We start from the raw sequence: 12201 nt of genomic DNA on the forward strand, positions 1-12201 counted from the left end.
GTGGACCATCGCGGCTGATCAGGGGAGTCAGCGCCACAGCCGGGGGCACGTCCTGCCGACGGCCGGTGTCACCCTGTGTCGGGGCGAGCCGGCCACGGGGGCCCGCCGACGAGCGAACCGATGATCAAGCCGGACCGTCGAGCAGTCAGTCCCGTGCCGGTGGCTCGCCTGCGCGTTCGAGTCCGGCGGGCCGCCGGTTCCGCATCGCGCGGGTGCCGTCCGTCCGGCCGGAAGACCGTCGCCCGGGCCGGCCGGCGAGCTCGGAGCCCACCTCGCCCCGCTCGCGCGCGATCTCCTGCCGAAGCGCGGCAAGGATTCGCTCGGCACTGCCGCCGTCGCCGAACAGCTTCTTCATGGTGTCCCGCTGACGGAACCGCAGAGGGTCGGGGGTGCCGCCGACGAACTTCTCGGCCAGCTCGCGCACCTCCCCGACGGTGTGCACCGTGTGCACGCCTCTGATGACCTGTCTGCCGATGGCGTTGAAGGGACGGTGCCCCTCGCGCTCGAAGAAGATCACCGGCTTGTCGAAGAGCTGATACTCCACCAGCATCGACAGCCCGTCGGTCACCATCACGTCGGAAGCGGCGAGGGTCGGGCCGTAGTCCGCCTCGGACAGCACCGCGGTGTTGGGCAGTGCATCCCACTCCCGCATCCAGGCGTCGAACTCGGAGCGGCAGACGGGGGAGGCGTCCGAGTCGAAGAACGGCAGCAGCGCCGGGTGCGGCATGAACACGAACTGCGTGTCGGCGCAGCGCTCGGCCCACGCGAGCATGTCGCCACGCATGAGGTGGAAGGCGCCGAAATCCGTCCAGCCCTGCGCGATGGTGTGGTGCGCGGACCAGACGATGCGTCCGGGCCGAGCGACACCGTCCGCCGTGCCGTACACCGGCCAGTCGGGCGGTGCTGTCCGCAGGTGGTCGGCCTTGGGGTGGCCGACCACGCGGAACTGCGCCCCGCCACGCGCGCCGTCACGGACGGCCGTCTCGAGCATCATCTCGTTGGTGCAGAACACCAGCCAGGCCGCGCGGTGGTACTCACTGTCGACGGCGGTGTTGGACGCTCGGTGGTCCGGGACGTTGACGACGATGTTCATCGTCTCGTAGGGGACGAGGCAGGTGCGGGCGAAGCCGAGCCGCTCGGTGCCCAGCTCGTCGGGGATGTCGGCGTCCCACTGGGACTGCCGGAAGATCACGTCGGGTTCGATCGCCTTGATCAGCCGGAGGACGTCACGAGGGGCGCCGTCGGCGAAGCGGAGATGAGGCACGCCCCGGGAGGAGAGGCCGCGGTGCACGTCCTCCTCACCCACCAGGCCGTCCGACCCGGCGAACCGGCGGGGGATGGACGCGACGATCGGCTCGAAGTCCTTGCTGGCGGCCATCGCCTCGACGAGCGCGTGGTAGGCCTCCCAGGCGCCGAAGACATGCACGAGGAACAGCACACGGGTGGGCCTGCGCCGGAAGGCGGTACGGCGGGCGGCGACGTCGACGGAGTCGCGCAGCTCGACGACCCCTTCCCGGGACTCGCCGACGGTCGCGATCACCTGCGCGAGCCCCGACTGCACCTCCGCGGCGTCGTTGCGGTGGGCGTGCAGCTCGGCGTCGATGGCCCCGAGGTGCCGTTCGAGCGCATCCATCCGGGGTGGCAGGTCCTTCGCCCACCGCAGGAGGGCGCGGGCCGTAGCGATCCTGGCCCGGAGAACTTCGCTCCGCTTCCGTACGCCCATCGTCGCCCCTGTTCGCGTTCGGCACTTGCCGCCGTCGTGCGGGGCCGTCCTGTCCGGACGTTCGGCGGGTGAGGGGCCTCACCGGGCGTTCGGACGATGAACGGCAAGAGCCCGCCTCCTGGCTCACAGGTGACGAGCACGTGAAACCGTGCCACTACGGTACGGGGGACGTGATGCACGCATCGGACGGGATGTGCCCATACGGATCGACGTGGATGCGCGACCCGGACCCTGCACCACCGCTCTCGATCATCCGGGTGGTGCTGGGTGAGGCCGCTGGAAGGGCCGTGACCAGCGGCAACGCTTCGGGCGTCGCACTGCACGCCTTCACCGATATCGACCGCCGCCCCGACGCTCGAGGCGCCCGATCGGCAGGCGTTCCTGCGTGAGTTGACGATCTTCACGGTCGAGCGCACGGGCATCGGCCCCGCGAGCCAGGTGCTTGATGTCGGATGCGTGTTCGGTCCGGAGAGCTTGCGCCACCGGAGTGGGCGGCTGTTCGCAGCGATCGGCTACGACCTGCTCACCGGCACCGCCGTCGAACGTCGACCATCCACTCGAACGTGTGGTCAGCCGTTCGGTCCGGCGCTCGGCGAGTCAGGCGCGCGGGCGCCAGTGCCACCGCCCGCCGTCGTCGTGGCGTTCCCAGATGACCGGCTCCCCGACCGGGGCGAGGACGTCGGCGAGCCAGAACGTGGCGTCGGGATCCCAACCGGCGACGACCGTCGCGCCGCCCTCGACCTCCAGGGCCCGCCCGGGCGCGACGAGGTAGGCCGCGACGCTCAGGTGAACCGCGTCGTGGTCGGCGGCGACGGCCTGCCAGTCGGGGACGAACCACCTGACCGCCCGCCCGGTGGTCCGCCACCAGTCGTGGCGGCGCGACCTGGTCACCTCAAGCGGATACCGGTCGACCAGGTCCACCCAGGCCTGCGGCCCGGACACCTCGTACACCCGTGGGGTGCGGACGGGCCGCAGTGGCTGCACGCGGCCCTGCCACCAGTCCGCCTCGTCCTCGACCAGCATCAGCCGCGTGGCGCCCAAGCCGGGCAGCGCACGTGTGGTCGCGACGACACGCCCAGACGCCGGTGTGGACCACCAGCGCCCGCTGTACGGCGCGGCCGGGTCGGCCGACCGTTCCTGCGCCCTGCGCTCGTCCTCCAGCGTCTCCCGCCGCCATTCCCTGAGGCCCTCGGCTGCCCCGGTGACCTGCGGCGGGTCCGTCGTGTGCCGGGCCGTCCACTGCACGTGGGCCTGAGCGTTCTCGGCGAGAGGCGATGCCCACCACCGCCACGTCGGCGACCCCACCACGGCCTGGGCCACCGGACGCAATGCGGCGACGACGACCGGGTCGGTGAGCAGGACGTCCTCCTCGTCGGGGGCCTGCCAGTAGCGGGCGTGAGCCACCGCGTCGGCGAGGCACGTGAGCAGGGTGTGCTCGTCGACGTCGCTCACCGCCGTGTCCGCCAGGGCGTCGACCAGCCGCTGCTGCCCGGCCTCCGAGGGGTTCCAGGCGGCCTCGTAGTACAGCCGCCTCAGGCCGTCGTGGTTCGCGCACGCCACCTCGGCGCAGAACCGGCGACCGCGCGGGCCCGACAGCACCGCTGCCACCTCGTCCACCCGGCGAGGGTAGTGACGCCGCCGGGGTGTCTCACGGGCCGGCATGGATGTGGGCTGCCCACACCGACGGCGCCAGTGGCTGGGCCGCCCTCAGCTCGCGCACCACGGAGTGCAGTGCCTCTGCCGGAGGGTCGCCCCGACGGTGCCGGTCGTAGAAGCCCTGCGTGAGCCGGGCGGCCGTGGCGTCGAGTACCGGCCAGAGCGTGCCGACGACGTGCCGGTAGCCGGCCAGCTGGAACGCGGAGGCGATGTGGATGGCCTCGTCGGGCAGCTGTTCGCTGCCGCGTGCGGTGGAGCACGCGGACAGGAAGGCGAGCTCGGCGTCCTGCAGCCGGAGCTTGCTGATGTCGCGCACGGCGAGGGAGCGGTCGTACAACAGCAGCCTGCTGTCGGACGGGCTGAGCGGATCACTGATCGCGTGGCAGGCGAAGTGGGCCCATCCGCAGTCGGCGAGCGCGGCGAGAACGGCGTCGTACCGGGCTTCGGCGTCCACGAGGTGGACGGCGCGCCCCGGCTCGCGCACCAGCGCGCGTGCTTCGGAGACGGTGGCGGGAAGGGACTGCTGGTCCGGGGTCTCGGCCAGGGCGACGGCGAGGAGCGCGGGATCGGGCGCCGCGGGCCGGGAGCGGGCGTGCAGCAGCGCCCGCAGGGTCGGCGTGTAGGACGACACGACCCGGTCCAGCACGGCGCGCCCGCGCCCGTCGTGATGGCCGGCTGCGTGTAGCGGCAGGAAGTTCAGCATCCCCGTCGGGGACCACCAGACACGCGGCCACGGCGCGCCCGCACGGGGGCTTCCGGTGTACCCGAGCGCGTCGAGCACCGGTCCCGCGATGACGTCCCACAGCCACGCGAGGGTCTCGCGCACGACCGCCTGTCCCTCCATGCGCTGGACGAGGTCACCGGTCTCCACCAGCTCCAACGCCTGCAGGAAGGCGCCCGTCCTGTCGGCGACGTCCGGTGCGTCGAGCGCAGGCAATGCAACCACCCGCACCCCGTCCGGCCTCGCCACGAGGGCGTCGCATCGGAACTCGCTGACGTTCACCGTGATCACGGGGCCGAGCCGCGCCGCCGGGAGAAGATCGCCGATCGACGGTGGAGTGCCGAACCGTTCGAAGCCCGGGACCGCGCGGACCCGCCGCAGCGTGGCGTCCCACCGCCCCGACAGTGCGTGCCGGGTGTCGAGCACGACGGCCGGGTCCTCCTCGGTCGGCAGCGGTTCGCCCACCGCGTCCAGCTCCTGGATGAGCTGCTGTACCTCGGCTGCCAGTTCGGGTGCGGTGGCGTGCAAGTCCGTGAGCTCCGTGCGTGACTCGAGGGCGTAGGTCAACAGCACGCCACGTCCCTGCTCGAGGGCGGTCAGCGCCCCGGCCGCGTCGCCCGCCTGCACCGCACAGGCCGCCGCGTTGACATGCACGCCGTCGATCCTGGCGAGCTGGTGCTCGGCGTCGGCGCGCGTGAGGTTCCGGGGTGCTACGCGGGGGAGAAGGTGGACGCCCTCCGTGAAGGCCGCGGCGGCGCTGTCCCAGTGCGACAGCGCGGCGGCGACCCGACCCCAGACGCGGCACGCGCCGAGCCGGACCGATGGCGGGGTCGTGGGCAGGCGTGCTGCGGTCTGCGCAACTCCGGCCGCCTCCCGCAGCCGTCGTCTGCTCGGTCTACCGGTCGATACCAGGGCGACGGCCAGGTTGACGAGCCGAATTCCGCGTCCGGGATGGTCGTCGGGAGTGCAGGTGACGGCCTCACGTGCGGCCAGAACCGCGTCTCGTCCCGCACGCCGGCTCCCGGAGACCGCACTGAGCTTGAAGAGCGATGCGGCAAGGTTGCTCAGCCGCATGCCCCGGTGCGGGTGGCCGGGTGGAGCGAGCTCGATGGCCCGGCGCTCCAGGGCGATGGCCTCGACGAGGGCCGATCGCTCGCCGCTGCGCTCGAACTCGCGGCCGAACGCCATGGCGAGATTCGTCAGCCGGATCCCGAGCCCGGGGTGGTCGGGCGGCGTGGCCGCGACGACCGTGCGACCGGTCTCGATCGCCTCGTCGAGACTCGTCACCTCGCGAGTGCGGCTGTAGTGCTCGATGAGCTGCACGACGAGATTGCCACGCATCTGCAGCCCGGCCCGATGATCGGCAGGGAGCACGAGCAGCGCCTCTCGGGCCGTCGCGATCGCCGCCTCCAACGTGTCGAGGTCGGCGGAACGGGAGTACCGGGCCCGCAACGCGGCGGCCAGATTCATGAGGCGCGTGCCCCGCGAGACCGGGGAGTCGGCCGCGCGCACGGCGGCGCGCAGGGTGGCGATCGACTCGTCCAGCTCGGAGTCGCGGCCGAAGCGGATGTGGTGCATACCCAGGATCTCGCCCAGCGCGGTGACCATGCGTGCGTGGTCGGCCGGGTACTCCGCGAGGGCCCGTCGGGCGAGGGGAAGCGCCTCGTCGAACTGCTCGTCGAGAGCGAGCAGCTGGGCCAGCTGGGCCAGCCGTTCGCCCTGGCCCTCGGGCGTCTCCTCCCCGGCGGTGACCGCGCGGCGCGCGGCGTCGATCGCGTCGGACAGGCCGGCGCCGGTGCGTTCGTGGCGCAGTCGCCTCACGACGGCGAGGTTGTGCCACGCGCGCGCCATCGCCTCCGCGGGCTCGCCGCTCGCGAGTACAACCTGAACGGCCGCCTCTGCACGCTCCATCGTGTCGGCCTCCGGCGTCATGACGGCAAGGTCCACCATGACCGCGCTGTACTGGAAGCGGGCCTGTGCGTGGGCGGACCGGTCGAGCCCGGGTACGTGCAGTACGTCCTGCAGGATGTCCACCGCCTCGGTCAGCGGCTTCTGCTCGCCGGTGATCGAGGAGCGCATCCTGAGCAGGGACGCCAGGTCGACGCAGCGGTCGTGGCGGTCGGAAGAGGGCTCGATCAACGTGAGCAGACGGCGATGGACGTCGATGGCCTCGTCGACGAAGCCGGGCTCGGGTTTCCAACCGCAGCGCTGCCGGAGCATGCGGGCCAGATCGGCCAGCCACATCGGCAGCAGGGCCCGGTTGACCGGTTCGGCCGCGATCGACCCGCGCAACGTGGTCATCGCGCGGTCGAGCATCACCCGGTTCTCGGCCCGGTCCAAGGGGTGCTCGGTGTCGTCCGGTCCAGGCTCGCCGGGGTCCGGGGGCTCGAACAGAGCCATGCCGTCCAGGATTCGAGTTCCCTCCGCCGCCGACGGAGCCGCCGCCGCCATCTCTCCGGTCGCCTCGACGAGGCGGGCTCGGACCCCGTCGTCACTGCCTCTCGCCCACTGACGGAGGAGCGCGGCGGCGCGGACCGCGAGACACATGTAGTGGTCGGGATCATCCGGGCCCGACGCGGCCGCCGCATCCTCCGCCACGGCGGAGGCCAGGTCGAACTCCTCGTCGTCGAGCGGGGCGACGGCGTCGAGGAGCAGCGTGTCGCGCAGCGCCGAGAGCGAGGCCTGGCGCGCGTGCTCGGCCGGGGGCAGTCCGCGGATGGCGTCGCAGAGGAGCCGGACGGCCTCGCCGGTCGCCGTGGGGTCGCCGCCGAGGGCGAGAGCCAGCCCCAGGTGGGCCGTCCGCGCCAGGTGGAGGGGATCGTCAGGCGTGCTGGCGAGCAGAGACCCGCGGGCCGTTTCTGCCACCTCGGCGGCGAAGCGGGAATCCACGGCGCGATCGGTGTGCGGGCGCCCGGCGCCCACGGAAAGGAGGCCGACAGCGAGGTTCAGCGCCTCATCGCGGTCGGTGGGTTCGGCGTCGCGGAGAGCCCGTCGGAGCACGTGCACCGCCTCCAGCAGGAGAGCCGGATCCTCGTTCCGCTCCGCCGTCAGCACCAGGCCCCGCCCCAGCAGGAGCAGCTGCGGCACGAGGTCCGGACCGGTCGCAGGGAAGAGGCGGCATGCCTCTCGCGAGGCCTCGACCGCGTGCTCCAGATCGCCGCTGTCGCCGCCGGCCTCGTGGCGGCGGTACAGGACCTCGCCCAGCAGCGACAGGTAGGCAAACCGCTGCGGGTCATCGCGGGGGCTCCCTGCAACCGCGGCGTCCAGGCTCTGCACCGCCGGGTCGTAGAACACGGGTCGGTCGAGCCCGGCCGCGAGCGAGGCGAGCGCGAAACCGCAGTCGAAGTAGCGCCCGGCCTCGCCCGTCTCCGGGCTCCGACGGATGTCGATCTGCTCGGCCAGCTGGGCGGGAAGCAGCGACCGGTCCACGAAGTACAGCGGCGTCAGCAACAGCTCGGCGATCTCACCCGACGAGCGGCCTGCCTCGCCCATCGCCGACCAGCGGTTCCAGTGCACCATTCCGGCGAGGTACTGCAGGTGCATGTCGGGACTGCCCGGAATCCCGATGAGGTCCAGCAGCCGGTCAACGTCCGCGAGTGCCTCGGGGTCGGTCACCGCCGTGGCGTCACCGGCCGCCGAGGCGTCGACCCGGGCGGCCGCGCGCCGCATGAGGTCGTCGCGAGCGCTCACGTCCTCGTGATCCACAGGGCAGATGCTGCCAGGATGATCCGGATGAATGCGGACGATCACCTCGCGGCCTTCTGCAGGACGTTGCCTCAGCTACGGGCAGCGGCCGGTCGGCAGGGTCTCTCCGACGAGCTCGCCGCCGTCCTCGCCGATGTGCGGGCGGGTTCGCCCGTCGCGGACCTGCTGCCGCGCCTCGGGATCCCGGCCGATGCACTGAGAGGCGGCTACCAGTCGGTGCCCGGGCTCCGCGGGCGGCCGACCGGCGAGGTGTACGCCTGCCCCTGGGAGGCGTGCGACCGCGCCGTGCGGCGGCAACCGGGAGGACCCGTCCCGGACGAGCGCTGCTGGGTGCTCGACGAACCCCTGCGCCCGGGTCGCGCATGACGTCCTTCTTCGGGGAGCTGGGCAAACGGCTCGCCGAGAAGTGGATCTCGCTGCTGCTGTTGCCCAGCCTCCTGCTGGTCGCGGTCGCCGGCGTTGCTGCCGCGCTGGGCCAGTCGTCGGCGCTGGACGGCCGTCGGCTCGCCACCGCGGTGGACACCTGGTTCCGGGCGGTGGGCGCGCTCCCCGTGGCGTCCCAGGTTCTTCTCCTGGGGGTGTTGCTCCTGGTGTGCAGCGGTGTCGGGCTCATCGTCCGTGCGCTGTCGGGCCTGATCCAACGGCTGTGGCTGGGCGCGTGGGGACGCCCGGCGCGGCTCGTGAGCGATCGGCTCGTGGAACGGCGCCGGAGGCGATGGGACTCGGCTGACGCCGCCGCGTGGACAGCGGATCAGGAGGGCGATGTCGAGCAGTTACACCGCAGCGCGGCCCGTCGTAACGCGATCTCCTTGTCCCGGCCCTCCCGCTCCACCTGGATGGGCGATCAGCTCGCGGCTGTCGAGGCCCGCGTGTACCACCAGTACGGCGCCGACCTCGAGTCGTGGTGGCCGCGGCTCTGGCTCGTCGTCGACGACTCGACGAGAAGCGAGCTGAGGGCGGCGCGGTCGGTGTTCGACGCCGCCGCGCTGCACGCCGGCTGGGCGGTGGGCTACCTCGTCGTCGCCGCCTTCTGGTGGCCGTCCGCCGTGATCGCGGCCGGGGTGTGGACCACGGGCTGGCTCCGCGGCCGCGCTGCCGTGCAGACCTACGCCACGCTGATCGAGTCCGCAGTGGACGTGAACAAGAGTGCCCTCGCCCGCCGTCTCGAACTGCTGGAGGACGAGGAGCGCTTCGGCACCGCAGTGGGGCACCGGGTCACCGACATTTTCCGGAAGGCGACCTGACCCACCGTGCCGTCCCATCGTCGTCGTCGGCCTGCGCGGCGCGCATTTGACGGAGCGTGATCTTTCCGCCAGGGTCCTGGCGCACCCCGCGCCCGCCGGGCGATGGTCCGATGCCTGGAGGTCCGCGGTTCCGCGCAGTCTGATCGTCGTGTCATCGGTCGTGGGCATCGCCGGCGTAGCGGTGGCCGTGGCGCTCGCCCCGTACGACCTGTCGAGCAGAGCACTCGTGGTCGCCATGGCCTGCTGCCCGCTGCTGGCCGCCCTCGCGGCGCTCGTCCGGAGGACCCGTGCGCTCGGCGCCGCGATCGTCGTCGCAGGCATCGTCATCGTTGGCGTAGGCGTCGCGACCACGGTCAGCACCGACGCGCTGCACCTGTTCAGCCTGGACTTCCCACTGACCCAGGTGGCCACCAACGCGGCGACGGTGCTGGCTCCCCTCGGGCTGGTGGTGGTCGGCGGTGTGCTGGTCGTGGCCGGGCTGGCTGCTCTGCTCCGGGACCGGTTGCTCGGCGTGATAGCCGCGGCGATCACGGTCGTCACCGCACTGCTGTACGCGATCGCGCTGCTCGGACTCGCCGTCCAGCCCCTGGCGTATCGCGGCGGAAACGTCCAGCGCGTCCCCATCGTGGCAGCGGCGGTCGTCGGCGTGGCCGCATTGGTGCTGGTGGTCGTCGTCACCCGCTGGTGGTCTCTGCCGGCCCGCGCGAACGGCCCCCAGCCCGAAGCGCCCGCGGTGGCGTCCACCTCTGGCAGGCGAGCGGCCCGGTGGAGCCTCGTGGGCGCGATCCTGCTGGTGGGGACGGGTGCCGGCTGGGCCGGGTACTCGCAGTTGGGCAGCCGCCTGGAGCTCGCGGACCTGTTCCCCGACCCGGCCCTCGCCGCCTGCGTCCGCGGAGCGGTCGACGGCATGAGCGGCGATCGCGTGTCGGAGCGGGAGCTGAACAGCGTCTTCCACCTGACGTGCAACGGCGACCTTGCACAGGGCGGGCGGATAGCGGTCCTGGACGGGCTCGACCACCTGCCGAACCTGGTGGACCTGGACCTGTCGGGCAACAACGTCGGGGAGCTGTCCGCCCTGGTGCAGGCGCCGCAGCTGACCGCCCTGACACTGACGAACAACGCCGTTCGCGACCTGAGCCCACTGGCCGGCCTTACCTCGCTGCAGGAGCTGGGCCTGTCCGGCAACGAGGTGACGGACATCGCCCCGCTCGCCGGACTGACTCAGCTCCGCTTTCTCGGGCTGTCGGGAAACGCCGTCACCGATCTCAGGCCGCTGGCGTCGCTGGCCAACCTCACCGAACTCGACGTCAGCGACAACCAGGTCGCCGACGTCACCCCGCTCGCGGGGCTGTCCCGATTGGACAGGCTGCGGCTGGGGCGCAACCTCATCGCCGATCCGAGCGCGCTTCAGGCACTGCCGGCCCTCACCACATTGGACGTGTCCGGCAACCGCATCCGCGACGCGGCCACGCTGGCCGGATGCCCAGCCGTCAAGGAGCTCTCGATCGGCGGCAACCCCCTGGCCGACGTCGGCCCCCTCCGTGACATGCCCGCGCTGGAGGGCGTCGACCTGTCGGAGAGCGATCCCACCCGGGTCACGGGCATCGAGGCTCTGCGCGCGAAAGGGGTGTTCGTCGGCGGGCTCGCGTGACAGTGCTCAGCTGACGGGGGCGCCGAACCACCTGGGCAGCTGGTCGAGCAGATCCCGCTGGTCTTCACCGACCCACGCCACGTGGCCGTCCGGCCGCAGCAGCGCCGCGGGCACGTCCAGTTCCTCGCTGACGTCGACGACGTGATCGACCCGATCTGCCCAGCCCGCCACCGAGAGCCGCCCGGTCTGGTCGAGCAGCAGTCCGCGGCCGCCGTGCGTCAGCTCGTAGAGGCGCCCCCGCTTCAGCCCGACGTCCCGCATCCGCCTGCCGAGCAGTTCGTGTCCCTCGCCGAAGTCGTAGCGGACCCCGATCGCCGTGAGCTTCTCGATCAGATAGCGGTTCACCTCCTCGAAGTCCATCAGTTCCGACAAGAGCCTGCGGACCGCCTGCGGACCCGGCTCGGGGGACAGCAGCTCCATCTGCGCGCGGGTGTTGTTCAACACGTCGGCGGCCACTGGGTGCCGCTCGGTGTGATAGCTGTCCAGCAGCCCCTCCGGCGCCCACCCGTCGACCTCGGCGGCCAGTTTCCATCCGAGGTTGAACGCGTCCTGGATGCCGAGGTTGAGGCCCTGGCCGCCGGTCGGCGGATGGGTGTGCGCCGCGTCGCCGGCCAGCAGCACGCGGCCGGTCCGGTAGCGCTCGGCCTGCCGGGTGGCGTCGCCGAAGCGGGAGAGCCAGCGCGGCGAGTGCACGCCGAAGTCGGTGCCGGCGAACACCCGCAGCTGTCGCTTGAACTCCTCGAGGGTCGGCGGGACCGAGCGGTCGTCGGCCACCCCCTCGGCGGGCACGACGACGCGATACACCCCATCCCCGGAGGTCCCGAGGCCGAACCGCTTGTGGGTCTTGCGGACCTCGGTCACCACAGCGGCCACGTCCTCGGGCGGAACGGCCACCTCCATCTCGCCCAGCAGCGTCTCCACCTTGGAGGGCTCGCCGGGGAAGCCGACGCCGAGCAGTCCGCGCACCGTGCTGCGGCCGCCGTCACAGCCGACGAGGTAGCGGGAGCGCAGCCGCGTTCCGTCGGCCAGATCAGCGGTCACCCCGTGGTCGTCCTGGCTCAGCCCGACCACCTCGCAGCCACGCCGGATCTCGGCGCCGAGTTCGGTGGCGCGCTCGGTCAGCAGGCGCTCGGTGATGGGCTGCGGGATGCCGAGGACGTACCCGTGTGCGGTGTCCAGCCGGTCAGGCGACGGCTTGTCGATGCCGGCGAAGAAACCACCGACCGGGAACTGCCGGCCCTGCGCGAGGAACCGCTCCAGCAGCCCGCGCTGATCCATCACCTCGATGCTGCGCACGTGCAGGCCGAGCGCGCGGACATGCTTGGTCGGCTCCGGCTCCTTCTCCAGCACGACAACGTCCACACCGTGCAGCCGCAACTCGCCGGCCAGCATCAATCCGGTCGGTCCACCGCCGGCAACGATCACGTCAACCATGAAGCCCCCCATTCGACACACCTTGTTCTCGTCAGTTGCTCCGAGCGGTTCGGTGCGCACCCGTACT

General features: G+C 72.2%; 8 protein-coding genes. 4 read left to right on the forward strand and 4 right to left on the reverse strand.

Features of this window, described 5'->3' with window-relative positions; all coding sequences use genetic code 11:
- Positions 1–145: 145 nt before the first annotated feature.
- Positions 146–1723 carry a hypothetical protein gene (locus ABD743_RS34910; RefSeq protein ID WP_344727450.1) on the reverse strand — a complete coding sequence of 526 codons (1578 nt, stop codon included), beginning with the start codon at positions 1721–1723 and terminating at the stop codon, positions 146–148.
- Between the two features lie 215 nt (positions 1724–1938).
- Here ABD743_RS34910 and ABD743_RS34915 point away from each other — a divergent pair, with 215 nt between their 5' ends.
- Positions 1939–2112, forward strand: coding sequence for a hypothetical protein (locus ABD743_RS34915; RefSeq protein ID WP_344727452.1), 174 nt, complete (start codon positions 1939–1941; stop codon positions 2110–2112).
- Positions 2113–2320: 208 nt separating this feature from the next.
- Here ABD743_RS34915 and ABD743_RS34920 read toward each other — a convergent pair whose 3' ends face one another.
- Positions 2321–3340, reverse strand: a complete 1020-nt coding sequence (locus tag ABD743_RS34920) for a hypothetical protein (RefSeq protein ID WP_344727454.1) — start codon at positions 3338–3340, stop codon at positions 2321–2323.
- A 31-nt stretch (positions 3341–3371) separates the two neighbouring features.
- On the reverse strand, positions 3372–7805 hold the full coding sequence (locus tag ABD743_RS34925; protein ID WP_344727456.1) for a CHAT domain-containing protein: 4434 nt from the start codon (positions 7803–7805) through the stop codon (positions 3372–3374).
- A gap of 27 nt (positions 7806–7832) precedes the next feature.
- Here ABD743_RS34925 and ABD743_RS34930 point away from each other — a divergent pair, with 27 nt between their 5' ends.
- The 3 genes from ABD743_RS34930 (at position 7833) to ABD743_RS34940 (ending at position 10700) form a co-directional block, all read left to right on the forward strand.
- Positions 7833–8171 (forward strand): hypothetical protein, encoded by a 339-nt coding sequence (locus ABD743_RS34930; protein WP_344727457.1) that lies wholly within the window; start codon positions 7833–7835, stop codon positions 8169–8171.
- Positions 8168–9049, forward strand: coding sequence for a hypothetical protein (locus tag ABD743_RS34935; protein WP_344727458.1), 882 nt, complete (start codon positions 8168–8170; stop codon positions 9047–9049). Before ABD743_RS34930 ends, ABD743_RS34935 begins: the two co-directional genes overlap by 4 nt.
- Positions 9050–9197: 148 nt before the next feature.
- Positions 9198–10700: a leucine-rich repeat domain-containing protein gene (locus ABD743_RS34940; RefSeq protein WP_344727460.1), complete on the forward strand. Its 1503-nt coding sequence runs from the start codon at positions 9198–9200 to the stop codon at positions 10698–10700.
- 6 nt (positions 10701–10706) lie between these two features.
- Here the strand turns inward: ABD743_RS34940 and rox are convergent, their stop codons facing one another.
- The gene (gene rox, locus ABD743_RS34945; RefSeq protein ID WP_344727461.1) at positions 10707–12134 is read right to left on the reverse strand and encodes a rifampin monooxygenase; all 1428 of its coding nucleotides are present in this window, start codon (positions 12132–12134) and stop codon (positions 10707–10709) included.
- Positions 12135–12201: the final 67 nt, after the last annotated feature.

The organism is Pseudonocardia yunnanensis (assembly GCF_039534065.1).
In the GTDB taxonomy this organism is placed as follows: domain Bacteria; phylum Actinomycetota; class Actinomycetes; order Mycobacteriales; family Pseudonocardiaceae; genus Pseudonocardia; species Pseudonocardia yunnanensis.